Origin of the sequence: Niabella pedocola, from assembly GCF_021044425.1 — a bacterium.
GTDB lineage: Bacteria > Bacteroidota > Bacteroidia > Chitinophagales > Chitinophagaceae > Niabella > Niabella pedocola.
This window is the reverse complement of sequence record NZ_JAJNEC010000005.1, coordinates 251,775-277,318: the sequence shown is the minus strand read 5'-3', so window position 1 is coordinate 277,318 and position 25,544 is coordinate 251,775. Positions and strand designations below refer to the sequence as shown.

Here is a 25,544-nt window from a genome sequence, read left to right as displayed (position 1 = left end):
TTCGTCCTCAATTTAAGATGATTTGAAAGCACTTGGAAAAGATCCTGTAAAAAGATTGTATGGTGGCGCGCTTTGAAAGCTCCGACGGATATCAGATTATTAACGAATGGATGCAAAAAGCATCCCGGAAACCCTTTCATTTTCAGAAACAGACCTGGAAAAAATTTGAAGAAGGGTATTCGGGTCTGGTGATTGCACCCACCGGGTTTGGTAAAACCTTTTCCGTATTCCTGGCCCTGGTGATCCACTATCTGAATCATCCGGAGCGCTATGGGAACGGGCTGAAATTGCTCTGGGTAACGCCGCTGCGTTCCCTGGCAAAGGATCTGGGCAGAGCGATGAAAATGGCGCTGGAGGAAATAGGACTGGATTGGGAGGTAGGTGTAAGGAACGGAGACACCCCGGTAGCCGAACGCCAGCGTCAGAAAAAGAAAATGCCGGAGGTGCTCATTATCACACCAGAAAGTATGCACCTGTTATTTGCACAGAAAAACAACAGCGCGCTGTTCCGGTCGCTGCAATGCATTGCCGTAGATGAGTGGCATGAGTTGCTGGGAAGTAAACGGGGCGTACTGACGGAGCTGGCAATTGCCCGGCTGAAGCGGATCGCACCGGATGTGAAGGTATGGGGCATATCGGCAACCATTGGTAATACAGACGAGGCACTGGATGTGCTGCTTCCAGACAAAGCCGAACGCCGGGTAAAGATCCGGGCAAAAGAAGAAAAGAAAACGGCCATCATCTCCATCATTCCGGATCAGATCGAAGAGCTGCCTTGGGCAGGGCACCTGGGGACCCGGCTGGCAGACCGGTTACTGCCGGTGATTGAAGCGAGCAATACCACCCTGGTCTTTACCAATACCCGGGGACAATCGGAGCTATGGTACCAGGTATTGCTAAGCGCGGCGCCGGACCTGGCCGGGCAGCTGGCACTGCACCACGGTTCGGTGGATGCGGAGCTGCGCTCCTGGATCGAAGACCGGCTGCATACCGGTCAGCTGAAAGTAGTGATCTGCACGTCGTCGCTGGACCTGGGTGTGGATTTTAAACCGGTGGATACGGTGATACAGATCGGCTCGCCAAAAGGCGTAGCCCGGTTTTTACAAAGAGCCGGCCGCAGCGGTCATTCGCCCTTTGAAACATCAAAGATCTATTTTTTACCTACCCATTCGCTGGAGCTGGTAGAGGCGGCCGCACTGAAAGAAGCCGCAAAAGAGAAGATTATTGAAAGCCGTGTACCGCTGCTGCTCACTTTTGATGTATTGGTGCAATACCTGGTAACATTGGCTGTGGGCGAGGGCTTCCGGGAAGGGGAATTATTGGAGGAGGTACGGCAGACCTATTGTTTTGCCGGATTGGAGGAAGAGGAATGGCGCTGGTTGCTGCAATTTGTAACCCGTGGCGGCGAGGTACTGCATGCGTATGACGAGTTTCAGAAAGTGGTGGTGGAAGACGGATTATATGTGGTTAAAAGCCGGAGGATCGCCATGATGCACCGTATGAACCTGGGTGTGATCGTTAGCGACCCGATGCTGAAAGTTAAATACTTGTCGGGAGGGTATATTGGCATGGTAGAAGAGTATTTTGTTGCCCGCCTGTTACCGGGCGACACGTTTGGACTGGCCGGAAAAGTAGTGGAGTTTGTTATGATCAAAGACCTCACCGTTCTGGTGCGCCACAGTAAGGCCAAACGGGCCATTACGCCCAGCTGGATGGGAGGGCGGTTGCCGCTTTCTTCCAATCTCAGTGCACTGCTGCGTCATAAATACAGCAGCGCATTAAACCCCGGGGCGGGCGATAAGGAACTCAAGGCGTTGTACCCGCTGTTTGTACAGCAGCAGGCCGTTTCCCATGTACCCCGGGAGGATGAATTCCTGGTGGAGCAGATCGAAACAAAAGACGGCCATCATATTTATATGTACCCGTTTGAAGGGCGGCTGGTGCATGAAGTAATGGCCGCATTGGTAGCCTACCGCTTCAGCCGGATACAACCCATTACGTTTTCCATGGCCATGAATGATTATGGTTTTGAGCTGCTCAGCGATCAACCCCTCGAGCTTACCGGGGAGCTGTTAAAAACAATCTTTTCTCCAGAGTCCCTTACCGCTGATATCAGTAAAAGCATCAATGCCGCGGAAATGGCCGGACGTAAGTTCCGGGACATTTCAGTTATCGCAGGCCTGGTCATGCGCAACTATGCCGGTCAATTAAAGAACAATAAAAACCTGCAATCATCCTCGGGGCTGATCTTCCGGATCTTTGAACAATATGATCCGAAAAACCTTTTATTAAGACAGGCATTTGATGAAGTATTTTATCAGCAACTGGAGGAGCCACGGCTGATGGCCGCCCTGCAGCGGATATTGCGCAGCAGGATCGTGATGGTGAAGGCGGAGGCATTTACACCCCTGAGTTTTCCTATAAAAGTAGACAGCCTGCGTCAGAACCTGAGCAGCGAGGAGCTGGATGCAAAAATCCGGCGGATGCAGGAAGAGGCGCATAAAACAAAGAAAAAAGATGCCAGGAACGAATACAACCGAAATATATTATAAAGACGAAACCCTGATCCTGTCAGCGGCCAGGGCGGCCTACTGGCCGGCGCAGAAAATGTTGATACTGGCAGACCTGCACCTTGGTAAAACCGGCTATTTCCGAGCACATGGCATCCCCGTTTCCACGGGTGTAATGGAAGATGACCTGAAGCGGCTGAGCGGGCTCATCGAGTATTTTAAACCGGAACAGGTATTGGTGGCGGGCGATCTGTTTCACCACCGGTTTAATAAAGATATGCTGATATTTAAAAACTGGCGACGGTCCTATCAATCATTGCAGTTTGTACTGGTTCCGGGCAATCATGACCGGCACATGCCGGTTGATTATGCAGATCTCGCCATAAGCGTTACCGATGCGCGATATGTGATAGCACCTTTTCATTTTGTGCATGCAATGGAGGGTGCAGATAGTGAAAACCTTACCATATCCGGACACGTACACCCGGGCTACTGGCTTTCCGGAAAAGCCCGGCAATCGCTCTGTTTACCCTGTTTTGTGTATAGCGCCCATCATTTATTACTGCCGGCATTTAGTGCATTTACGGGCTTATGCACTTCATTTGAAAAGGAGCAGGGGGCACATCATTTTGTAATTACCAATGACAAGATTTTTGCATTTAAATAGTGTGCCGCCAGGCCTTTGGCATAATATTTTGCGGTATTCTAAAAAGTACTGGTTATGGCTGTAAAAAAACATAAAACCACGAACCCGATCGATAAGAAAGCGGAAGTGGAAACAAGCAATGATCCCCGGATTGATCAGGATGTACCTGGCTTTCCCCATCATCCTTCTTCAGAAGAAGATCTCAAAAAGAAAAATGAGAAGGATGTGAAAAAGAAACATCAATAAAAAAGCTATTCTAAGGCTTCTTCCCCTCGTGTCGCTTGAAGGCTGGTAGGGAGTCAGACGGTGCGTTCCCGCAGAAAAGCGCTGAAGGCATAACTACACCTGATCAGCTCACGTGTTTGGATAATTTAATTGGGCTTCGTTACCGTTGATTGGTCTGCATTTTAAACAGGGTGTGCAACTTCGTTTGTATGCGGCTGTGATTGCATCAGCGGTCATCTGAGGCAATATAATTCAACCGGAAAACGTAAACAGGTTCAGACAAGGGTAAAGGTGCAGCACGCCGGAAGTTCATACACCGGGCCCGTCTCCGATCGGGTACTGTAACCGGTGCACTGCACCTTTCCTTCCTGTTGGGTAACGAATGTAAAATGTTTGTAAGGGGGCTTTAAAGACAGCCGTTAGCGCATGTAAAAGGAGCTTGTTTTTTATTCAAACAATTCCTGGTCTTCCCGTTCTGCCATCGGGATCTTTTTAATAAAATCATCAAATTCGGGTCCTTCATGATTGCTGTACGGACCGTAGATATCCAGGATAAAAGCCCGAACGCCCTGCTGATCCTGGGTTACATACAACACGGTATTATTATCCGGATCCGATTCGTCCTCAAAACGGAAAGTACGGATGATCAGCAGATCTTCCGGCTGGTAAACCCGCTGGTGTTTTTCCGAAACCATTTGTTTTTGGTCGTTCATCGTAATCTCCTGGTCAACGCCACGTTCCTTTAATTTTTCCAATACCCTTGTAAGGGTGGTCATTTCTGTTTTTTGTTCCATAAGACAATAATTTGGATACAGGAAATTGAAATATCAATTCAATAAAAACAGAAACTGCGCCAAAAATGACGGGACGTATTGTTTTAACAAAAAATCCAATTAGAAAACATAGCTGGTTGAACAAACAACGCTTATCCGGAATTGTTGGTATACCTGCAGCATGCAGCGTTTGGAAGGCATACCGCGCAAGGGATTTGGGAAACGATTATTTTAAACGGTATTTACGTTGTACCCGCGGACTGTCAAAGTATTTATTGATCTGCTCCTCCGACATGGTCTCCGCTATTTCAGTAGGTACTTCTGCCAGCTGGGTCTGACTTTGCCGCAACTCTTTTTTCAGGGTTTCGGTTTTGGTGGTAATATTCGGATCGCGGTCGCTGGATAGTTTATTATCAAAGAGCACATATTCCAGGCGTTTGATATTGGCCCGGAGTAGCGTGGCCTGGTTCTGCTCCACATTTTTTACGGGGGCTGCGGCTTCTTTTACCGGCAGGGCGACCACACCGATACTGGGGAGAATTTTACCCGTATTGGCCTTTCCCTTGTCCTTATCATTTTTGGGATCTGCGGTAGTAGCCAGTACGGTTCCGGTTAAGGTGGTAGTGGCCGTGGTAATGTCAAACCCCGATCTCCAGCTCTTGGTATTCTTCAGCTTTTTATCCAGTTGCAGGAAGGTATATTTATACCGCAGCAACCAGCGGTTCATGTTTTCGGCAGCATCATTGTATTCCCTGGTGGCGATATCAAAGTTAAGCGCATTCCGCACCACTACCCGTACGCGGGCAGTGTCGGTGAAGTTGAACTGGGTAGTACCGATAAACATCAGGTTCACGATCTTCACCTGGCCGGAGTCTTTCTCATTTACAAAATCATAGCCCGGCATCCACTCAAATGTATCGTCGCAGGTTTTGGGCAGCTTAAAGTTTCCGATGGAAATATTGCTGGATACGAGGAGCCGCTCAATTGAGAAGTTCCCGTTGTCGCAAAGAATATTGAAGGCCAGCTTATTTCCTTCTTCTACATATACCGGGCTTACCACAGATGGTTTTACACGGGGAAAAATAATATCCGTACTGTAAAAAGAAATGGTAAATGAAGTATCTACGCGGTCATTGGGATCCGAAAGGTTCTGCACGCCGATCTGTACCGGGTATTTGGTATCATATTTCAGCCGTCCCGCCATAAATAATGATTTATTGGCTTTGAAGAAAAGGGTGCCGTTGTCTTTATCGATCCTCAGGCCGGTAGGGGCGTCCTTAAGGAACCAATAATAACTTTTAACCGGTTTATTAATTTGAAGCTTATAAGAAAGACTGGAGTCTACATGCAGGGAAAAAAAAGGGTTCAGGTTAATGATTCTTAAAGCGGTGTCTGCATGACGGTAAATATTGGTATTGATCGACGGAAGATTTACCGAGTCATTTGTAACCTGGGCATTGAGCGCTCCGAATACAGAAAGCACAAATGCTGTAAAAAATATTATTTTTTTGAGCATAATCATAACGGGCGGTTAAAATGATTTGCGAATTTACTGGATTATGACGAACTGAACGGAAATAAGGTTCATTTCCAGGCAGAAATAAAAAAAAGCCCATTGTAGAAACAACGGGCTCTAAACCAAAACTAACTGCTTATGAGAAAAATTTTTATGCTTTTATATCACTAAAGAACTTCTATATCCTTTGACGCTGTTTTTATATTTTCCTTTTTCTGAATAGTAACTATTAAGATACCGTTAACATATTTGGCCTCTATTTTATCTGTATCCACTTTGTCGTCAACCGTAAAGGTTCTTTTGAAAGAGCGGGTCCAGAACTCTTTACGGATATTCTTCCCGGTGGTGGCAGTGGCTTCCTCACCTTTATCAACGGAAATCGAAAGGACTTGCTGATCGACATTGATTTTGAAATCGGTTTTTTCAAACCCGGGGGCTACTACTTCAATCTGGTACTCGTTTTCCTTTTCCTTAATGTTTACCGGTACAAATCCCCGGGTATTAGGGTTTTTTACTTCAGCCTTGAAAATGGTGGGGATCTCGGTTATAAAATCGTCTACCAGGCTGGTCAAGGTTCTTTCGAAAGGTGTTCCGTTAAATTTTACGTTTGTCATTGCTATTCGTTTTAATAATTTTTAAAATTTTGATTTGAAGAGCAAGGATCAAAATCAACACCAACCGAATTTTTAGGAAATAATGTCATGTTTTGATAATTTATTGTTGACAAAATGTCTTATTTTCGTGAACTGAACGCATCTCATTGTCAGATGGACCGCGGCAGCCTTTCCCATGTGCTGTTTATATGCCCGATTTGATGGTACGGATATTGTTTTGCCGGGTATCGCCGCTGGTGGCAACCCGTTTGTCGCATTGCACCAACTTTTTATCTATTTTTGTGTTATCGTTTTAAAATCTATATAAATATGTATCCACAGGAAATAGTGATCCCGATGATGGAAGAATTAACCGATAACGGTTTTGAAAATCTCTCCACCTCGGAAGCCGTAGAAGCCTCCCTGGCGCAAAAAGGTACCAATTTGTTGGTAATTAACTCAGTATGCGGATGTTCCGCTGGTACGGCGCGTCCCGGAGTTTTGATGGCAGTAGCCAATGCCGAGAAGAAGCCGGACCATCTTACCACCAGTTTTGCAGGGTTTGATATTGAAGCGGTAAACAAGGTACGGGAACACCTGCTGCCTTATCCGCCATCTTCACCAGCGGTTGCATTGTTTAAAGACGGAGAACTGGTACACTTTATTGAGCGTCATCAGATTGAAGGCCGTTCTGCACAAATGATCGCCCAGAACCTGATCGCTGCTTTTGACGAATACTGCAATTAATTCCCTAAAAAGGGTAACCTATAAAGGTCCTACATGACGCATGCAGGACCTTTTCTTTTGTACCTATTGAAAGCCGCTGAAGCGCCTCAATGGAAAACTTTAAGCGTTTAAACCTGAAACCTGCCTTATATTTGTAATATTGCGCTCAACTTTAACACATGTATCCAAACCTGTATTACGTTTTTAAAGATTTTTTCGGAATTGAGTGGAACTTTCTGCATTTTGTAAACTCCTTTGGTTTTTTTGTTGCACTGGCATTTATCATTTGCTCCGTTGTGCTGGCTAAAGAGCTGCGCCGCAAGGGAAAAGAGGGACTGCTGGGCCCGGTTGAGGAAAAGGTAATGGTTGGAAAGCCGGCATCGACCACCGAACTGGCAACCAACTTTGGTCTTGGATTTTTACTTGGGTACAAGATCCTCGGATTGTTTATGACCAAGGGCAGCATGGTAAACCCTCAGGAATATATTTTTTCTTCACAGGGAAACCTGTTGGCCGGTATCGGGTTAGGAGCCGTGTTTGCCTTTATAAAGTGGCGCGAAAAAAACCGGCAAAAACTGGCTACACCTGAAACCCGTACCATCCGGGTTTGGCCGCACGACCGGGTGGGGGAGATCACCATGATCGCCATTATCTTCGGATTGCTGGGGGCCAAGTTGTTTGATACCTTTGAAAACTGGGATTCCTTTCTCAAGGATCCTTCGTCCATTTTCTCCATGTCGGGGCTTACCTTTTATGGCGGGCTTATCTGCGCCGGCATTGCCCTTTGGTGGTATACCCGCAAACACCAGATCCCGTTCCTGCATTTTATTGATGTAATGGCACCGGTAATGATGCTGGCTTATGGACTGGGACGTATCGGGTGCCAGGTTTCCGGTGACGGTGACTGGGGCATTTATAATGCGGCATTTAAAACCACCGCTAACGGCGGTATTCTTCCCGCAAACCTGAGCGAATTTCAGGCAACCGTTGCACAGCAGGCAGACTTTTTTGCACATAACTCCACGCATCATGCATTTTTTCCCAAACCGGGTTTCCTCAGTTTTCTGCCGGATTGGTTTTTCGCCTATGATTTTCCACATAACGTAAACGAGGCCGGGGTTCCGCTGGCCGGTTGTACCGGTAAGTATTGCAACCACCTGCCTGTACCGGTGTTTCCTACGTCGCTTTATGAGATCATTATGGGGCTGATGCTCTTCGGACTGATCTGGGCTGTACGGAAACGGTTTAAGGTGCCGGGCGTGCTTTTTGGCATTTACTTGATATTGAATGGTTTAGAACGGTTCTTCATTGAGAAAATCCGTGTGAACGTAAAAATGAATTTCCTGGGAATGCAGATTACCCAGGCAGAGCTGATCTCTTTTTTAATGATCATTGGAGGAATTGTAATGATTGTTTTATTAAAACGCCGGTATCAGGAAGGAAAAACTGTTGAAAAAACGTCATAATCAATTGTAACTAACTTTCTAAAAAACTGTTATATTACAGAGAAGTTTCGAAGAGCCGGATGGTTTTTCGCAATTTCTGTTGTATCTTTGAATGTTTTTAAAAAAACTGTTAATATTGTTCTATCGGAAATCCGGCCCTCTCACGGGGGACGGTTCTTATAATTTAATTCTATTATGCGCCAGCTAAAAATTGCTACACAAATTACTAACCGTGACTCTCAGGCGGTCGAAAAATATCTTCAGGAAATTTCGAAGATTTCCATGATCACGCCGGAAGAGGAAACAACACTGGCCCAGAAGATAAAAATGGGCGATCAGCGTGCGCTGGATAAGCTGGTTCAGGCGAACCTGCGTTTTGTGGTGTCTGTGGCGAAGCAATACCAACACCAGGGGCTTTCTCTTAGTGATCTGATCAACGAAGGGAACCTTGGCCTGATCAAAGCAGCGCAGCGTTTTGATGAAACCAAGGGGTTTAAATTTATTTCTTACGCGGTTTGGTGGATCCGTCAGTCCATCCTGCAGGCGTTGGCCGAGCAGGGCAGGCTGGTACGTTTACCTCAGAATAAAATCGGTACCTATAACAAAGCCAATAAAGCCTATATGGCATTTGAGCAGGAGCATGAGCGGGAGCCTTCTACAGAAGAGCTTTCTGAATTGCTGGAAATGAGTGAAACCGAGATCAATAATATCTTCCAGAGTAATACCCGGCACACTTCACTGGATGCCCCTGTGCACGAAGCAGAAGATGTGGCCATGGGCGACCTGCTGGAAGGGGGCTCCGATACGGATGACGACGTGATGAAGGATTCCCTCCGCAACGAGATCCGCAGAGTATTGAAATCACTTTCTCCCCGGGAGGCAGAAATTGTAAATGCGTATTTCGGACTGGATGGAGAAAACGGTGTCACCATCGAGCAGATCGGTCAGAAATATGACCTCACCAAGGAGCGTATCCGCCAGATCAAGGAGCGCGCCATCAAAAGGCTGCAGAAAGCACGGTATAGCAGTGCGCTGAAATCCTACCTGGGATAAACGCAACCTGCTGAAAAGAATAAAGTAACAAAGCTCCGGAATTTCCGGGGCTTTGTTGTTTAAGGGAAGAACGACAGGTAGTTTCAGGAGCAATACCGTTGTTCCATATGCGGCCTGCGGACTACACGGATTTTAACAGATGAATGATTGTAGTTGGTGTTACAGTCTTCTGTGTAAATATTCCAAAATGCGATCAGCACATGAATGGGATGGACCTGCTCACCTATCGGAGCTGTAAAATCCGTTGCATTTTAACGGTCAAAACATTTCGCTTTCCGCACCTCTCCCCTCCGGGAGACGTCTCGGGAAAGACCGGTATTTGACCCCTGGCGAATAGCTAAACGCTGGAATCTCAAATCTGACATCTCAAATCTGGAATCTGACATCTGGAATCTCAAATCTCGAATCTGAAATCTCAAATCCCAATCGCATTTCCATTTTATGTTGGTATTATTGTACCATGAAAATTTTAGTAACAGGTTCAAACGGTTTAGTAGGGAGTTATGTAGTGCAGCAGTTACTGGATGCCGGCCACCAGGTCTTTGCGTCTTCCAGAACGCCGGATCTGTCGGCATTTGATGGGCATCCGGGGTACCGGTTTATCCAGCTGGATTTTACCGATCCGTATATGCTGGATGCGGTTTTTGAAGCGGTGCAGCCGGATGTGGTAGTGCATAGCGGTGCCATGAGCAAGCCCGATGATTGTGAGCTGAACCAGGCGGAGGCCTATAAGATAAACACCGCAGGAACCCTGCAATTGCTCCTGAACGCAGCTGATTATAAAAGCTTTTTTATTTTCCTGTCTACCGATTTTATTTTCAACGGAAAGACGGGTATGCACCGGGAGGATGATCCCGCAGATCCGATCAGTTATTATGGCCGTACCAAGCTGGAAGCCGAGGATGCTGTAAAAGCATATGCATACGAATGGGCAATTGTACGTACGGTATTTGTGTACGGGAAGCCGCTGTATGGCCGGGATTGCTTTGTAACAATGATCGCAAAAAAACTCCGGAACAATGAAGCCTATTCGCTTACCGACGACCAGGAGCGTACTCCTACCTATGCCCCGGATCTGGCAAAGGGAATTGCCGCCATTATAGAAAAAAAAGCAACCGGTGTATTTCATCTTTGCGGGAAAGACGTCCGTTCGCCTTACCAGATGGCAATGGATGTGGCCGCCTTTTTAGGTATTCATGCACATCAGCTAAAACCGGTACGCACGGCCGATCTGCCGGCGCTGGCACAACGTCCGTTAAAAAGCGGACTGGATATTTCCAAGGCGCAGCAGTTGCTGAACTATACACCGCTCTCGTTCGGCAAAGGAATGGAGCAGACGCTTTCCGGAGCCGCCGGTGCTTAATGTTCCCGGGCAAATTGTTTTTCGCCGGCGTTCACCGCAACTTTTAAGTGATTTTCCTTCGGCGGAAAGGGACAACTATAACCGGTGCTAACGTAGGCGCAATAAGGGTTATAGGCTTTATTAAAGTCCAGAATCACGGCATCGTTTTTAATGTCTGTGGTTTTGAGATCAATGTAGCGGCCGGTTTCATAGCTCTCTTTGCCGTTGGTGGCGTCTTTAAAGGGAAGGAACAGATAATCGAAATATTCCTCCTTCTGCAGGAGCAATTGAGACTGGTAAACGGCCAGTTTTTGCGGGCTCCCGTTCAATGTAAACAGCAGCCATCCATAAACGCGGTATTGTTTGGGCTTGCCACTGGAGGTGGGCACCGGAAACCAGTAGCTTTTCGCTTCTTTTTGAAAATGAGCCGTCACCCGGTAGCGTTCATCTGCAGGAAAAAAACGGAAGTATTGTTTTTCCGCACCGGTAACAACCTGGTGGTTTTTTACATAGTCTGTTATAAAACGGTCGATGCTGTCTTTGTAAGCATCCTGTGCATGCGCTGCAAGGGATATACACCATGCTGCCAGATAAAGAAAGGCCTGTTTCATATATGTGTTTTTAATGGGGATGCGGTGCCGGTTGCAGCGGAAGAAATACTTCTGCGATCATACAACGGGCGCTGCCGCCGCCGTTTTGTTCGATGGTGGTCAGCGGCGCGTGTAAAATAGGGTTATAGTTTTCCAGCCGTTGTTTTTGTGTGTCGGATAAGGAATGGTATGCGGCAGAAGACATCACCAGGAACCGCTGGCCTTCGGTATTCCTTACCTGCAGCGCGTTGCCTGCAAAATGTTCCATTTGCTCAAGACTGATAGGGATGATTTCTTTACCGGTATCCGTAAGCGACTGCAATACCTGCGCCCGCTCTGCTTTATCCGGAATACTGTCGATGGCAATAATTGCATAATCCTCAGCCACGCTCATCATTACGTTGGTGTGGTAAATCGGCGTACCGCTGGCATCCGTTGCATGAAAGGTTACCGGGGTAAAATCGAGTACCCCGCAAAAATCCAGTAGTACCTGTTCATCCGTGCGGGGTGAGAGGCAGGCATAGGCTTTCTGGTGTATGCGGTCCAGTACCATGCTGCCGGTTCCTTCCAGGAAACGTTGTTCTTTTTCATAACCGGTAAGATCTACCTTGGAATAAATAATGAATTGTTCCATCAATTGATGCACCACACCTTTGTCCCGTTCTGTTCTCCGGTTGGCCGCAAACATAGGATAGAGTACGATCTGTCCGTCGTTATGCATAGAGATCCAGTTATTGGGAAAAACCGAATCGGGGGTATAGGGTTGGGGCTGATCCTGTATCACCTGTACATCGATCTGATGGCGGCGGAGTAGCGCCACCAGCTGGTCGAACTCTTCCTGAGCCTTTTCGTTGACATTCCAGTCGGTGTTCTCTTTTTGAAACGCATTATTTACGGCCGTTTCGGCATTAAAACCAAAGGCGATGGGCCGGATCATCAGTAAGTGAGCGGTTGTTTGCATATCTGTTAATAAATGAACAACTGTTTAAAGAAAAAAGGTTTAACCGTTATAGTTCCGGCCGGTGATGAATAAAAGGCTCCTTAATTTTTGTCATGAGGAAACATATTCAAAAATCATTCCTATAGTGTTTCCCGTAACAGGGGCATGCTCATACAATGAAAGCCACCGCGGGCCCGGGAAAGCTCTGCGGAAGGAATGGTAATGAATGTGTCCTTCAGCTTTTGCGGATGCACGGCCCCGCTTTCCAGTTGCGGAAGCAATGTTTTAATGTCGATAATGGCAAAACCTGCTTTCCGGAAGGCCTCCAGTGTTTTGTCGTTCCGGTCGTAACCCACTACCACGCCATCTTTCAGGGCCAGCAGGTTACAGCTGTCCGTCCACTGCTCGCGCAGGTCAAAAGGAAATTCATCGTTACCGGAATGAATGATCCTTACCGGACCTTTTACCTTCAGGTCTTTTTTGCTGATATCCACCAACAGGTCTTCCAGGCTGGCAAAACGAACCGGCTTTGAAATATTATCCTTTCGGAACTGGGTTATGGAAACAGCCGTTTCCGGTTTCTGATCCTCGATAGCTCTTAAGATCAGGTCGCTCATTTCTTTTTTTGCCTGCTTTTTTGAAAAGGCGCCCAACATCACCCAGGTATCTTTTTTTACCTGTGTAAAGATGGTGTCGATATGCATATATTCCCGTTTCTGGGGGATCTGCACCAGGGTTACCTTACTAACGATGTTCTTTTTAAAAAGCGTGGTGGCCACCTGGTGGGCCGCTGCCATACTGGTACGCTCGCTGATGCCGATGACTACATGCTGGCTGCTTACCACCATTACATCACCGCCTTCCAGCGTTACATTGTATTGATCGGCATCTACCGGCAGGAGGAAATGATAAGGACTGTCGGAAAGCTCAATAATATTGTTCCGGTAATCTTTAAACAGCGGGTGATTGAAGAAAATATATTTCATCAGCAGCGCTTCGCGCAGGCGCGCCTTTTTAGCGGGCTTATTTAAAAGGATATGATCCTTGATCACAATGCCGATGTCCCGGGTGAAAATAAAATTCGGTACGGGCGGAAACAGCATTTCCAGGTTGGTGCCGGTGCCACTGATAAAGATCCGGGCCAGTTCCTCCGGTTTTTGTGTCAGCAGCATTTCCTGGGTATTGTACGAACAGTTTTCGATGGCACAAACCGAGGCCACCAGCTTTTGCCGGATGGCAGCGTTCCGGAGTATTTCCGCCAGCAGTACTTCGATCTCAATCACATTTTTTGAATGATGGAAGCCCGCACTGCCGGGTTTAAAAAAACGGTAATCATTTTTGGGATCGTCTATCGCTTTTAAACGTCCTTTTATCAGTGCCGGGTCCAGGAAGTACAATAACAGTTTGGTATAATAATCGTACTCTTTGCGACGAATGGTGTTGAGGTGTACAATGTCTTCAAACAACCAGTCCTGCGCTTTTGAGGGAATCACTTTCCCGATGCCGCTATCCGGACTGTGAACCAGCAATTTCTTCAATAAACCAATCTCCGAAGTAACATTTATCTGCATATAAGATGATTAAAACGCTAACGTCTGTTATTAACAAAAATAAGGCAATGAATGTTTGTGATCAAAGTTCTGTAATTTAATTAGCTTGCACACCGGATGAAAAAAGCGTTTTTACAATTGCATATTGCGGTGTTGCTGGCTGGTTTTACGGGCCTTTTGGGTGAGTTGATTACGCTCAATGAAGGTTTGCTGGTATGGTACCGGCTGATGATTGCGGCGGTGACGCTTTGGGTGCTGATGTGGGCCACCGGAAAGCTACAGCGGCTGCCGGCAAAAGAGGCGCTGAAGATCTGCGGTATCGGTTTTTTGTCGGCCCTGCATTGGGTATTTTTTTATGCTTCCATCAAGTATGGAAATGTTTCCATCGGCCTGGTTTGCCTTTCAGCCGTTGGTTTCTTCTCCGCCATTCTTGAGCCGCTCCTTAACCGGGTGCCGATTAAGAAAACCGAATTGATATTGGGACTTTGTTCGGTATTCGGAATTTATCTCATCTTTCATTTTGATGCACAATACAAGCTGGGGATTATACTGGGATTTATTTCCTCTTTCTTTGCCGCCTTATTCCCGATCCTGTTGAAATTTTCGATGAAACGCACCAATATGCAAACGGTACTTACCTGGCAGATGACCGGCGGATTTATCACCCTTTCCATGGTAATGCCGCTGTATCTGCACCTGTTTCCGGTAACAACCCTGTTGCCCTCACTGCCCGATTTTTTATGGCTGCTGGTACTGGCCTGGCTTTGTTCGGTAGTGGCCTTCCAATTCTCCATGAGCGCACTGAAAAAGCTTTCTGCCTTTACAGTAAGCCTGTCGTACAACCTGGAACCGTTGTATGGGATCCTGATGGCATTTGTTATTTTGAAAGAAAACAAATCACTGAATAACGGCTTCTACCTGGGCTTTACAATTATCAGTCTTACATTGATCCTGCACGCCGTGATCCTCAAACGGAATAACCGGCGGAAAAGCGACAATATTAGCTGAACGCTGAATGCCGAATGCCGATTGCTGAAAGCTTGTTTCAGGTCCCCGTTGGAATTTAAAATTTTGTATTTAGAATTTTGAATAGTGTATCTTCCCGTAGCAAAAAAAAGACATATGAAAACAGGGTTCGGAAAACAATTCAAGGTATCGGACAACTTTAAATGCGCTGATCATCCAACGGATATTTCAGACCGGATAAAAGCGGACGACGCCAGGGATGCACTGAAGGATATCCGCAAAGAACTGAGTGCTTTCCAGGAAAAGCTATATGCGCATAACCGGTACAGTGTGCTGGTGTGCCTGCAGGGAATGGATACGGCCGGCAAAGACAGTTTGATCCGGCAGGTATTTAAGGCGTTCAATGTGCGGGGTGTGCAGGTGAATAGTTTTAAAACGCCTTCGGCGCTGGAGCTGCAGCACGATTATTTGTGGCGGCATGCTATTGCATTGCCCGAGAAAGGCAAGTTTGGTGTGTTCAACCGAACCCATTACGAAAATGTACTGGTTACAAGAGTGCATCCGGAATACCTGCTCAAAGAAAATATGCCGGGGATTGAAGCTGTGAGCGACCTTCCGAAAGACTTCTGGAAAAAACGCTTTGAACAGATCAATCATTTTGAGCAACAGCTGGTGAACAACGGAACCATCCTGTTTAAGTTCTTCCTGCATCTCGGTAAAGACGAGCAAAAAGCAAGACTGCTCCGCAGACTGGATAAACAAAAACACCAGTGGAAATTTTCACCCGGCGACCTGGCCGAACGGGCATTATGGGACCGCTATATGGACTGTTATGAAGACGCGATCCGTCATACAAGCCCGGCAACGGCGCCCTGGTATGCGATCCCCGCGGATGATAAGGACATCTGCCGTTACCTGGTTGCTTCCATTCTCCTGGAGCGCTTAAAAACCTATAAGGATGTTAGGTATCCCGAGCCCGGACCGGAAATAACGGAACATGTGCAGCAGTACCGGTTACAGCTGGAGCAGGCAGCACCGGGAGGGAAATGATCCGGAGTCTGCGATATCCTATTTGAATAGTAGACTTGTTTAGTATAACTTGAAATTATGGCCAATTGGGTTTATTCATTTCCTTTCTTCTGAAATGCAGCTTAGTTTTGTTGCTTAAACAGGCTTATATGAAAGCGTTTTGGATACCGGCAATAATATTTTTGGCAATGATCATAGCCGTGCTCGCAGGTGGCGGATGCAGGAGCAAAACGGGGGGCACCGCTTCAAAAGCAAAGGCGGGGACCATTGCTTCCGAAGGGGAAGTATGGACGGGCTGGAATCAATACCAGATCCCGGACTATACCGAAGAAGGACAGGAGATCCGGTACGGGTATGAGCTGATCGCAAATACTTCCTATTACCTCGGACCGAAAGGAACCGTTGCTGCATTAACCAATGGCATGAATTGTCAGAACTGTCATCTCAAAGGCGGTACCGTACCCTTTGGAAATAATTTTGGAAAGGTGTTTGCCACCTATCCCTTGTACCGGGCACGAAACAATGGCATCCAGGATATTTATGAGCGGGTGAATGACTGCTTTCAACGCAGCCTGAACGGAGAAAAACTGGATACCGCTTCCAGGGAAATGCAGGCGATCTATGCTTATATCAAATGGGTCGGCGACGGCGTTCCCAAGGGCAAAGTGTTTGCAGGCACCTCTATAATGAAACTTCCGTTTATGAACCGGGCGGCCGATCCACGGCGGGGCCAGTCTGTATACCAGGTAAAATGCGTTAGTTGTCATGGTGCAGACGGAAATGGCGCTCCAAACCCGGAAGGCACCGGTTACCTGTATCCGCCCTTATGGGGGAATCATAGCTTTAATGACGGCGCAGGGCTGTTTCGCCTGGGTAGCATGGCCGGGTTTATAAAAAATAACATGCCGCTGGGAACCACTTATCGCGATCCGCAACTTACGGATGAAGAGGCCTGGGACATCGCGGCGTATATCAACAGCCATGCCCGCCCGCTGTTCGATCAGCATGAAGACTGGAAGATCCTGAGCAAGAAGCCGCTGGATGCGCCTTACGGCCCGTATATCGACAGCTTTTCCCAGGAGCAGCATAAATACGGACCTTATGGCCCGATAGCCATTGCACAGGCCGCTGCAAAAAGCCGGGTAGAAACAATAAAATAAACACTGGATTAAAAACTTAAATAATGAAGCAGATTTTGATGATCATGGGAGGCCTGGTGCTGACGATAATGGTACACGCACAGCAATTGACAAAAACAGAAGCGCAGAACCGGAATTTTACCGGTGCCGTGGCAACAAAAAAGCAATACCGGGTGATTTATCAGATGGATAGCGGGGATCCTAAGATCATTGAAAAAGTGCTCCGCAACCTCAACAACGCATTAAACGATCCGCGGCTGAAAGGAAAGCTGCAGGCCGAGCTGGTGGCGTTCAGCGGGGGAACGGATGCGTATCTTAAGGGCAGCAAGTATGAAGAAACCCTCAGAAGCCTGGTGCAAAAAGGTGTAATCGTGGCGCAATGTGCCAATACGCTGCACGAACGGAATATAGAACGGGAAAAGATCTATGATTTTATCGGGATCGTGCCCAGTGGCAACGGTGAGCTGATCCTGCGGCAGGCAGAAGGCTGGTCCGTAATTAAACCCTGACCGGAACGGTTGCGCTGTAAAATCCGTACCAACCGGCATTATGGTGCCGGTGCAGGGAATACCATGCCGCATGCGCCGGCGATGGGGCTACCACTTCAAAAAACCTATAATTTAAAATTTACCGATGAAAAGAAAATGGATGCTACTGCTGGTGTGTTGCCAGCTGTATACGGCCGCGGTGGCACAGGAACATCGTTTTGATCCGCCCTGGAACACACCTCCTCAGAGCGGGGTTATGTTTACGGTGCCGGGTGTGGATAATGTACCGGACCTGTATGGAGACATTAACGACCCGCAGCTGGTCGTGTTTTTTGCAGGTAACCAGTTTATGTGTATTGATGAGTTGATTGCGGCTTTTAAGAAAGCATATCCCCGTTATACACGGGTGTTTGCAGAAACATTACCTCCGGGGATCCTGGCAAAGCAGATCGAAAGCGGATCTTTAACAATGGGGAACCTGCGCATAACCCTGAAGCCGGATGTATATACCGCCGGTAAAACCCGGATCGACGCCATGGCACAGCTGTTTAGCGATACGGTAGTCTATGCCTACAATAAACTGGCGATTATGGTTCAGAAAGGAAATCCTAAAAATATAAAAGGGCTGAAAGACCTGGGGCGGAAAGATGTACGGATCGCTATGCCCAACCCGGAATTTGAAGGGATCGGGAAACGGATCGAGGCAGCCTATGTAAAGGCCGGTGGCGAAGCGCTAAAGCAGGTGATCATGAACGAAAAAGTAAAAGATGGCAGCACCTGGCTCACCCAGATCCATCACCGGCAAACGCCCATGCAGCTCCTTTATGGGAAAAGTGATGCCGGCCCCGTTTGGTACTCCGAAGCCTATTATCAAACCTTGTTGCAGCATCCCATAGCATTGGTCACCATCCCGGACCAGGAAAATATCCAGGCAACGTATATGGCCGGCCGGCTGAAAACGGCACCGCATCCACAGGCAGCAAAGGATTTCATGCAGTTCCTGCAAGGCAAAACCGCAAAAACGATCTATAAGAAATATGGATTTACCACACCCTAGATAACCTGCTCCAGCGATCCCGGGATCTGCCTTGCTGTGAAATGCTGGTATTGCCGGAAAAGAAAATAAACCGTGCCGGTTTTCCTATCCGCATGGGCTGCTTTAAAGTCCCGTAAAAAAGGAAGCCAGACGAGCTTCCTTTTTTATATATGCTACGATATGAAAATAATCGTCGCTTTGAAAATAACAGCTATCAACGGCATCAATCATCAGGCATTGAGCCGGTATTGGCTTTGTGCTGTAAGCCGGGAGGTTTAAAAAATCATGTTTTTTATGGATTGACATGGCTTTCTCATCCGGCTATTTTTACATCACAAAATCCAGAAAATGAAAAAAATAGTTTACCCCCTTTTATTTGCCGCTATTGTTTTAGGACAGACGGCCTGCCAAAAAACGGCTTTCAAAAATGAAGCGGCCGGGTCTGCAGGCAATGAAAGAAGCATGGCCTTCAGCCGTAAGGAGCTGTACAAAATCGATTCAACCGGAAGCAAAACCATTTTCAGTAATCAATCCCTGGACGCCATGCGGATCGCAGCAGCAAGTGATCAGGAGGCCGTTGTAAAAAAGATATCGGACATCGTGGCACCGGTGGTTGCAGATCTTCGTAAGCAGATGGAGGCAGAACCGGATATTTATAAAGGGTATCAGGTGGCTATAAAGGCGATTGCAGATGCAAAAACATTCGATGAAAAAAAGTCAAAAGCGGATTATGTTTCAAAAGCATATTACCCGTTTATAAAGAAGATCTGGGAGGAGGCTAAAGTTGACGAACCGTACTACCAGTCAAAAATAAGGGAAGTGTTTCCTGCATCCGTAAGGGATATGATCCGGTTTGACGAATTTCTCCGGTTCCAGCTGATTGTGCAAAACCCGGTTCAGCCTTATTCGCCGGGAGGCAGCAGTGAGCCCCCGGTTTCAACGCCACCGATATCCAAACCCGATGATCCCAATCCCTTTTTATGCGTTAGCGCTATTCCTACCTCTTTCTTCCTCTTTGATAATTACAAATCCGGGATCGGAACGGGGTCGCACCGCAGCGACCGTAATTTTACAAATACCGGTAGTCCTTATTGCGGACTTGATACCAAAACAGACACACAGGGCCCCTGGGGCTCGCGTTCTGAAATAGGGATCACACTCGATTCTTTTCATATTCCGGGAAGGTTCCCTCTTGACTCCAGGCGCTTACAAAGTACCCTGGTGTATGACTGGGGCGGTACTGCCTATGCAACTTCCGTTCTGGGCACTTCATTGGCCAGCTACTATGAAACACCCGTTTTTGAAGATCAATTGGAACACTGGCGCAGTTCAAGAACAATTTGCTCCCCGGTAACCTTTGTTATGTTTTCGATGTTGAATGAGGACGCCACCTTTACTTCTCCGCTTAGTACAAAGCAGGCAGGAAAAGTATTGGTTTTTGGGTATGGTGCCGCCAACCTGAGTTCGGCCTCCGGAATCGCGTTTGCGGGTGCAACGAGCTATGCAGAAACTATGAACTGGAAGGTTTGCGAAATGCCCTGATAAAACGATCTTTCTTATAAGATAGAACGATGGAGAACTTCCCGGGAAGGAATTAAGAGGCATCCTTTTTAATAAAAGGGTGCCTCTTCAGGTAAGTACAGGACAGTTATATCAGGCAAGTTTTATTTATTCGTGGATCCTGCAGCTTCAATTAAGTGTTTGCCATCCTGTTGCCTGCGGGAGCCTTTGTAATCAGCAAGCATTGCTTTGATCGCGTTCACTGTTGCGCGTGCGCCAAACGTCATCGGCCGGTTGCTTATAAGGTATAACATGCTTTGAACGGTGGCGCATCAATAAAAAATAATAACCGGTGATACGATTGTTTATTTGCTTTGCTTTTTTATGTTGTTCCGGGCTTGCATCCCGGTGCCAGGTGTTTAGTGGTGTTGATGATCTGGGACGGGTGTTGCCGCTGCATGATGCGGTAGGTAACAGTAACCCGCAAAAGCAGGTAGGGATCTTTTATTTTCTATGGCAGGGTGATGTACATTCACCAACGGCTGAACGGGTTTGGGACCTTAGTGAAATCTATTTGAAAACACCGGAAGTGTTTCACGATTTCAATCATCCCGGTTGGGGTGGCGGTGCGGGTATTGCCGGAAGGTACTATTTCTGGGGAGCGCCGGTGTACGGGTATTACAGGGGCGATGATTATTGGGTGCATTTGAAAAATATGCAATTGCTGACGGATGCCGGCGTTGATTTTTTAGTGATTGATGCCACAAACGGGTTGGTGTACCCGGAACAATCGGCGGTACTTTTTAAGGCCATAGCGGCCATCAGTGCGCAGGGGAGAAAGCCACCTAAAGTGGTGTATTATACAAATACAGCTTCCGGTACTGCAATGCAGGAAATTTTTAATACCTATTATAAAGAAGGTGCCCGGTACCGTTATCCGCAATGCTGGTTTTATCTTGATGGAAAGCCCTTGGTCATCGGTTTGTCTGCGGCGGCAAAGGGAAAAGACTATGAACATTTTTTTACCTTCCGCGAGTCGCAGTGGCCTACCGAAGGGAAAAAAACAAATGGCTGGCCCTGGATCGAATTTCAGCGTCCGCAACAGGTTTACTATAATAAAAAAGGGCAAAAAGAAATCATTAATGTTTCTACTGCACAACATCCTAACCTGGATGCATCCATGGGTGGATCTGCTTTTTATGGCGCGGCGGGAAACTGGGGCCGCAGCTTTCGGCAAGGTACGCCCGGTAACCCGGAGAAGGATATGTGTTATGGATACAATATCCAGGAGCAGTGGGATTTTGCAATCAGCCAGGATGTGCCGTTTATATTTGTTACGGGATGGAACGAATGGATCGCGGGTAAATGGAAACGGCAATCCGGAAATAAAAACCACGCATTGTTTGTAGATCAGGCCAGTCCGGAATACAGCAGGGATATTGAACCCTCGTTAACGGCCGGATTGCGCGACAATTATTATATGCAGCTTGCTGCAAATATCCGGCGCTATAAAGGCATAGCTAAAACACCGGCGGTATTTAAAAAAGAAGGGATCCGCAACTGGGGCGACTGGAGCCAGGTGCCTGCGGTATATGAAGATTATGTAGGGGATACCCTGCATCGCTCACATCCGGGGGCTCAAACGGAACCAGCCATTGTTTATACCAATACCACCGGACGAAATGATTTAAAAACGGTAAAGGTTGCTGCAGGAAAAGACCGGCTGTACTTTTATATCAACACCGTGGATACGTTAACAGCTGTTACGGGCGATAACTGGATGACGCTTTGGTTAAATACAGATCAATCCTATACTTCCGGCTGGCTGGGATATGATTACCGGGTGGTTGCCGGAAATCATTTGCAGCGGTTTATTAATCAAACATGGAAAACCGTTGCTACGGTAAGTTCCATGAAGCAGGGCAACCAGCTGATGGTGGACATTCCGTATTCGGTGATGGGCCTTCCCCATAAGGATGTATACTTAGAGTTAAAGTGGTCCGACAATATGCAGAAGGCGGATCCCCTGGATTGGTATACCAATGGCGATACCGCGCCCGGAGGCCGGATGAATCTGCTGTTGTATCTGGAATAGTCGCCGCATGCCCGTGCCGGAAAGCAGTGGCGTAATGCTTTTTCATACAGGGAAGAACAGGACGGTTGTGTGACCGAAATTTAATTTATTTGTAAGCACCGGAGAAATATTCGTTATGAGAGTTTGCCATTTATACCTGACGGGGTTTTGTTTTTTATTGTTGGGAGCATGCAGCACTGCCAAAAAGAGCAGCGATTGGAATCGTATGGAGCGGGTATTTGCAACTGCCCCGGATTCCATTCAAACCAGTGTGTACTGGTACTGGATATCCGACAATATTTCAAAAGAAGGCGTGGTGAAGGACCTGCAGGCGATGAAAGCGGTGGGCATCAACCGGGCATTTATCGGTAATATAGGGTTAAATGACCTGCCGGGAAATGCATATGGGAAGGTGAAGATTTTTACAGACGAATGGTGGGATATTTTGCATACGGCTTTAAAAACGGCCACCGAACTTCATATCGATATCGGTCTGTTTAATAGTCCTGGCTGGAGTCAATCTGGCGGGCCCTGGGTAAAGCCGGGCCAGGCCATGCGCTACCTGGCAACCACAGATACTCTGGTGAAGGGTGGCGGCCGGTTTCAGGCGAAGTTACCGGTTCCGCACAACGATTTTCAACCGGTACATGTGCTGGCCTTTCGGGCCCCCAGGGATTATGGATTAACCATTGCAGCACTGCATCCCCGGCTTCAGTCGAATCTGAAAAACCAGGAGCTGCAACACGTCTTTGATAAGGATGTAAACACCGAAGTTGCGTTAACAAAAGATAATATCAATGAAATTACCATTACAGCAACGAAGGCGTTTACAGCAAGAAGCCTTACGGTGTATCCCGCTAAACGCAATATGAGTTTTGATGTGGTGCTGGAGGCAGCAACGGGCAATGGCTTTGTGCCCGTTAAATCATTCCGGTTAGACCGGAGCAATAATAACCTGAATGTAGGATTTGAACAATTTGCCCCGGTAACGGTTTCTTTCGATGCCGTTGAAGCAAGTACCTACAGGATCCTGATCAAAAACGTACACGGCGATGCCGGGATCGCAGAAGTGGAAATTGCCGCCGCCCCCCGTGTAGAACGCTTTAAAGAAAAAACGCTGGTGCGGATGCATCCTACACCGCTTCCTTACTGGCACGATTATCAATGGGCATCGCAGGCGGTTGTAAAGGATGCCGCCTACGTGGTAAAACCGCAGGAGGTGCTGGATCTTACCGGCAACGTAGATAAGAGCGGGTTGCTTACATGGGATGTTCCGGAAGGTGCATGGATCATTTTAAATTCGGGAATGGTACCTACTGGTGTAACGAACGGGCCGGCAAGTCCGGAAGGTGTGGGGCTTGAAGTTGATAAAATGAACCAGGAGCACGTGCTGGCACATTTTGATGCGTTTGTTGGGGAAGTTTTACGGAGGATACCGGAGCAGGACCGGAAGTCATTTAAAGTGGCCGTGCAGGATAGTTATGAAACCGGCGGGCAAAACTGGACCGACGCGTTTGCAGCCAGGTTTAAAAAAGTATATGGCTACGACCCGGTGCCTTTTTCGCCCGTATTTCATGGGTTTGTCGTTGGCAGTCAGGAGCAGTCGGACCGCTTTTTATGGGATGTGCGCAGACTGATCGCTGATATGGTGGCGTATGAATATGTAGGAGGCCTGCGCGATATCAGTCATAAACATGGGTTGAGGATCTGGCTGGAAAATTATGGCCATTGGGGATTCCCCGGGGAGTTCCTGCAGTATGGCGGACAATCCGATGAAATTGGAGGAGAGTTTTGGAGCGAGGGCGAATTGGGGAATATTGAAAACCGGGCTGCCGCTTCGGCCGCGCATATTTACGGAAAAACAAAAGTATCAGCAGAATCATTTACGGCCGGAGGCAATACGTTTGGCCGCTACCCGGCCATGTTTAAAGAGCGGGGTGATCGTTTTTTTGCAGAGGGCATTAATAACACATTGCTGCATGTATATATCCATCAGCCATATGAAGGAAAACTGCCGGGTGTAAATGCCTGGTTCGGGAACGAGTTCAATCGTTTCAATACCTGGTTTTATGAAATGGGGGGCTTTATGCAATACTTAAAAAGGAGCAACTACCTGTTACAGCAGGGGCGTTATGTAGCGGATGTTGCTTACTTCATAGGTGAGGATACGCCCAAGATGACGGGCGTGCAGGATCCGGCCATGCCCAGGGGATATGCCTTCGATTATATAAACGCGGAGGTGTTGCTAAACCGTATAACGATGAAGAACGGTCGCTTCACGCTGCCGGATGGACTTTCCTATAAAGTATTGGTACTTCCAAAGCTGGAAACGATCCGGCCCGAATTACTACGTAAATTGGAAGCCTTCGTTAAAGAAGGTGGTGTGGTATTAGGACCGCAACCAACGCGTTCGCCCAGCTTGGAAAATTATGCAGAAGCTGATAAAGAAATACAGCGTATTGGTGCGGCTATGTGGAATGGTGCTGACGGAAAAGCCAAAACGGAAAATAAATATGGAAAAGGTATTGTTTTAAATGGGTTAACGCTTGGTGCAGTTATGGAGCGCCTTTCTGTGCTCCCGGATGTAAAGCTGGAGAAGAACGACCCCATTGTGTACCTGCACCGTACTTTAAAAGACGGCGAGTTGTATTTTATCGCCAACCAGTCTGATAAAAAAATAACTGCCCAACCCGCATTCCGCACCTCAGGTAGCATTCCGGAACTATGGGATGCGGTCAAAGGATCGATGCGGGTATTGCCGGAGTTTACGGATAATGGTACCCAGATCACCGTGCCGCTGGAGCTGGATCAATTCGAAAGTGCGTTTATATTGTTCCGTAAATCGAAATCAGCCGTGAACAAAGGAGCACTTAATTTTCCGGTACCCAAAAGCGTTATACCGGTAACCGGCACCTGGGATGTGGCATTCAAAAGCCCGGTGACGGACAGCTTCGGAGTTAAAATGAATACATTGATCGATTGGTCTAAACACAAGGATACGGCGATCAATTATTTTTCAGGTACAGCGATCTATACCATTGCATTGCCAGACCTGTCGTCCGCTAAAAATCAAAAGGTAATGCTGAACCTGGGCGCGCTGGTGGCGGTAGGAACGGTTTCTGTAAATGGCAGGGAAGTGGGGAATGTATGGACGGCTCCCTATAAACTGGATATTTCTGATTATTTAACCAGCGGCAAAAATATCCTGCAGGTTAAAGTAGTCAATACCTGGGTGAACCGGCTGATCGGCGATTTGCAGCTGCCGCAGGAAAAAAGAAGTACGTGGACCATTGTAAATCCGTACAACAGTAAGAGTCCGTTACATAAAGCCGGGTTAACGGGACCTGTAACACTGGAAGTATATTAATAAAAAGGAAGAAGACCGGCAAGGTTGCTAATATCA

General features: G+C 47.3%; 21 protein-coding genes. 15 read left to right on the top strand and 6 right to left on the bottom strand.

Going from position 1 to position 25,544, the window contains the following annotated elements; all coding sequences use genetic code 11:
- Positions 1-59 precede the first annotated feature (59 nt).
- From LQ567_RS08810 to LQ567_RS08800, 3 genes are read left to right on the top strand one after another with little or no spacing between them, the layout of a single operon-like run.
- Entirely contained in the window at positions 60-2,552 is a 2,493-nt protein-coding gene (locus tag LQ567_RS08810; protein ID WP_231004134.1) for a ligase-associated DNA damage response DEXH box helicase, read from the top strand.
- Positions 2,518-3,177, top strand: coding sequence for a ligase-associated DNA damage response endonuclease PdeM (gene pdeM, locus LQ567_RS08805; protein ID WP_231004133.1), 660 nt, complete (start codon positions 2,518-2,520; stop codon positions 3,175-3,177). Before LQ567_RS08810 ends, pdeM begins: the two co-directional genes overlap by 35 nt.
- Positions 3,178-3,231: 54 nt before the next feature.
- A complete protein-coding gene (locus LQ567_RS08800; RefSeq protein ID WP_231004132.1) occupies positions 3,232-3,402 on the top strand; it encodes a hypothetical protein in 171 nt (56 codons plus the stop codon).
- 425 nt (positions 3,403-3,827) lie between these two features.
- On the opposite strand, the gene LQ567_RS08795 is transcribed toward LQ567_RS08800, so the two are convergent.
- The 3 genes from LQ567_RS08795 to LQ567_RS08785 all read right to left on the bottom strand — a co-directional run bounded on the left by LQ567_RS08795 (position 3,828) and on the right by LQ567_RS08785 (position 6,284).
- Positions 3,828-4,175 carry a hypothetical protein gene (locus tag LQ567_RS08795; protein WP_231004131.1) on the bottom strand — a complete coding sequence of 116 codons (348 nt, stop codon included), beginning with the start codon at positions 4,173-4,175 and terminating at the stop codon, positions 3,828-3,830.
- 205 nt (positions 4,176-4,380) lie between these two features.
- Positions 4,381-5,670: a hypothetical protein gene (locus LQ567_RS08790; protein WP_231004130.1), complete on the bottom strand. Its 1,290-nt coding sequence runs from the start codon at positions 5,668-5,670 to the stop codon at positions 4,381-4,383.
- A 167-nt stretch (positions 5,671-5,837) separates the two neighbouring features.
- On the bottom strand, positions 5,838-6,284 hold the full coding sequence (locus LQ567_RS08785; protein ID WP_231004129.1) for an Hsp20/alpha crystallin family protein: 447 nt from the start codon (positions 6,282-6,284) through the stop codon (positions 5,838-5,840).
- A gap of 309 nt (positions 6,285-6,593) precedes the next feature.
- Here LQ567_RS08785 and LQ567_RS08780 point away from each other — a divergent pair, with 309 nt between their 5' ends.
- The 4 genes from LQ567_RS08780 (at position 6,594) to LQ567_RS08765 (ending at position 10,850) form a co-directional block, all read left to right on the top strand.
- Entirely contained in the window at positions 6,594-7,010 is a 417-nt protein-coding gene (locus LQ567_RS08780) for a BrxA/BrxB family bacilliredoxin (protein WP_231004128.1), read from the top strand.
- Positions 7,011-7,168: 158 nt separating this feature from the next.
- Entirely contained in the window at positions 7,169-8,455 is a 1,287-nt protein-coding gene (locus LQ567_RS08775) for a prolipoprotein diacylglyceryl transferase (protein ID WP_231004127.1), read from the top strand.
- A 174-nt stretch (positions 8,456-8,629) separates the two neighbouring features.
- On the top strand, positions 8,630-9,487 hold the full coding sequence (locus LQ567_RS08770; protein WP_008585204.1) for a sigma-70 family RNA polymerase sigma factor: 858 nt from the start codon (positions 8,630-8,632) through the stop codon (positions 9,485-9,487).
- A gap of 460 nt (positions 9,488-9,947) precedes the next feature.
- A complete protein-coding gene (locus LQ567_RS08765; RefSeq protein WP_231004126.1) occupies positions 9,948-10,850 on the top strand; it encodes an SDR family oxidoreductase in 903 nt (300 codons plus the stop codon).
- Here LQ567_RS08765 and LQ567_RS08760 read toward each other — a convergent pair.
- The 3 genes from LQ567_RS08760 to LQ567_RS08750 form a co-directional block, all read right to left on the bottom strand.
- Complete coding sequence (locus tag LQ567_RS08760; protein WP_231004125.1) at positions 10,847-11,440, bottom strand: DUF1684 domain-containing protein; 594 nt, start codon at positions 11,438-11,440, stop codon at positions 10,847-10,849. The genes LQ567_RS08765 and LQ567_RS08760 overlap by 4 nt on opposite strands.
- 10 nt (positions 11,441-11,450) lie before the next feature.
- Complete coding sequence (gene ctlX / locus LQ567_RS08755; RefSeq protein WP_231004124.1) at positions 11,451-12,380, bottom strand: citrulline utilization hydrolase CtlX; 930 nt, start codon at positions 12,378-12,380, stop codon at positions 11,451-11,453.
- 119 nt (positions 12,381-12,499) lie between these two features.
- Entirely contained in the window at positions 12,500-13,930 is a 1,431-nt protein-coding gene (locus LQ567_RS08750) for an arginine deiminase family protein (protein ID WP_231004123.1), read from the bottom strand.
- A 96-nt stretch (positions 13,931-14,026) separates the two neighbouring features.
- On the opposite strand from LQ567_RS08750, the gene LQ567_RS08745 reads away from it, so the two are divergent.
- From LQ567_RS08745 to LQ567_RS08710, 8 genes are all read left to right on the top strand, one after another.
- Positions 14,027-14,917: a DMT family transporter gene (locus LQ567_RS08745; protein WP_231004122.1), complete on the top strand. Its 891-nt coding sequence runs from the start codon at positions 14,027-14,029 to the stop codon at positions 14,915-14,917.
- A 114-nt stretch (positions 14,918-15,031) separates the two neighbouring features.
- Positions 15,032-15,925: a PPK2 family polyphosphate kinase gene (locus tag LQ567_RS08740; RefSeq protein ID WP_231004121.1), complete on the top strand. Its 894-nt coding sequence runs from the start codon at positions 15,032-15,034 to the stop codon at positions 15,923-15,925.
- A gap of 128 nt (positions 15,926-16,053) precedes the next feature.
- Positions 16,054-17,064, top strand: a complete 1,011-nt coding sequence (locus LQ567_RS08735) for a c-type cytochrome (protein ID WP_231004120.1) — start codon at positions 16,054-16,056, stop codon at positions 17,062-17,064.
- Positions 17,065-17,087: 23 nt separating this feature from the next.
- Entirely contained in the window at positions 17,088-17,552 is a 465-nt protein-coding gene (locus LQ567_RS08730; protein WP_231004119.1) for a DsrE family protein, read from the top strand.
- A gap of 124 nt (positions 17,553-17,676) precedes the next feature.
- Positions 17,677-18,588 (top strand): molybdate ABC transporter substrate-binding protein, encoded by a 912-nt coding sequence (locus tag LQ567_RS08725; RefSeq protein ID WP_231004118.1) that lies wholly within the window; start codon positions 17,677-17,679, stop codon positions 18,586-18,588.
- 327 nt (positions 18,589-18,915) lie between these two features.
- Positions 18,916-20,109, top strand: coding sequence for a hypothetical protein (locus tag LQ567_RS08720; RefSeq protein ID WP_231004117.1), 1,194 nt, complete (start codon positions 18,916-18,918; stop codon positions 20,107-20,109).
- Between the two features lie 310 nt (positions 20,110-20,419).
- The gene (locus tag LQ567_RS08715; RefSeq protein ID WP_231004116.1) at positions 20,420-22,162 is read left to right on the top strand and encodes a hypothetical protein; all 1,743 of its coding nucleotides are present in this window, start codon (positions 20,420-20,422) and stop codon (positions 22,160-22,162) included.
- A 115-nt stretch (positions 22,163-22,277) separates the two neighbouring features.
- Entirely contained in the window at positions 22,278-25,508 is a 3,231-nt protein-coding gene (locus LQ567_RS08710) for a glycosyl hydrolase (RefSeq protein ID WP_231004115.1), read from the top strand.
- Positions 25,509-25,544 lie beyond the last annotated feature (36 nt).

Coding starts and splice junctions, on each gene's coding strand:
- LQ567_RS08810 (WP_231004134.1), top strand. CDS start 60: ATGGTGGCGCGCTTTGAAAGCTCCGACGGATATCAGATTATTAACGAA.
- pdeM (WP_231004133.1), top strand. CDS start 2,518: ATGCCAGGAACGAATACAACCGAAATATATTATAAAGACGAAACCCTG.
- LQ567_RS08800 (WP_231004132.1), top strand. CDS start 3,232: ATGGCTGTAAAAAAACATAAAACCACGAACCCGATCGATAAGAAAGCG.
- LQ567_RS08795 (WP_231004131.1), bottom strand. CDS start 4,175: ATGGAACAAAAAACAGAAATGACCACCCTTACAAGGGTATTGGAAAAA.
- LQ567_RS08790 (WP_231004130.1), bottom strand. CDS start 5,670: ATGCTCAAAAAAATAATATTTTTTACAGCATTTGTGCTTTCTGTATTC.
- LQ567_RS08785 (WP_231004129.1), bottom strand. CDS start 6,284: ATGACAAACGTAAAATTTAACGGAACACCTTTCGAAAGAACCTTGACC.
- LQ567_RS08780 (WP_231004128.1), top strand. CDS start 6,594: ATGTATCCACAGGAAATAGTGATCCCGATGATGGAAGAATTAACCGAT.
- LQ567_RS08775 (WP_231004127.1), top strand. CDS start 7,169: ATGTATCCAAACCTGTATTACGTTTTTAAAGATTTTTTCGGAATTGAG.
- LQ567_RS08770 (WP_008585204.1), top strand. CDS start 8,630: ATGCGCCAGCTAAAAATTGCTACACAAATTACTAACCGTGACTCTCAG.
- LQ567_RS08765 (WP_231004126.1), top strand. CDS start 9,948: ATGAAAATTTTAGTAACAGGTTCAAACGGTTTAGTAGGGAGTTATGTA.
- LQ567_RS08760 (WP_231004125.1), bottom strand. CDS start 11,440: ATGAAACAGGCCTTTCTTTATCTGGCAGCATGGTGTATATCCCTTGCA.
- ctlX (WP_231004124.1), bottom strand. CDS start 12,380: ATGCAAACAACCGCTCACTTACTGATGATCCGGCCCATCGCCTTTGGT.
- LQ567_RS08750 (WP_231004123.1), bottom strand. CDS start 13,930: ATGCAGATAAATGTTACTTCGGAGATTGGTTTATTGAAGAAATTGCTG.
- LQ567_RS08745 (WP_231004122.1), top strand. CDS start 14,027: ATGAAAAAAGCGTTTTTACAATTGCATATTGCGGTGTTGCTGGCTGGT.
- LQ567_RS08740 (WP_231004121.1), top strand. CDS start 15,032: ATGAAAACAGGGTTCGGAAAACAATTCAAGGTATCGGACAACTTTAAA.
- LQ567_RS08735 (WP_231004120.1), top strand. CDS start 16,054: ATGAAAGCGTTTTGGATACCGGCAATAATATTTTTGGCAATGATCATA.
- LQ567_RS08730 (WP_231004119.1), top strand. CDS start 17,088: ATGAAGCAGATTTTGATGATCATGGGAGGCCTGGTGCTGACGATAATG.
- LQ567_RS08725 (WP_231004118.1), top strand. CDS start 17,677: ATGAAAAGAAAATGGATGCTACTGCTGGTGTGTTGCCAGCTGTATACG.
- LQ567_RS08720 (WP_231004117.1), top strand. CDS start 18,916: ATGAAAAAAATAGTTTACCCCCTTTTATTTGCCGCTATTGTTTTAGGA.
- LQ567_RS08710 (WP_231004115.1), top strand. CDS start 22,278: ATGAGAGTTTGCCATTTATACCTGACGGGGTTTTGTTTTTTATTGTTG.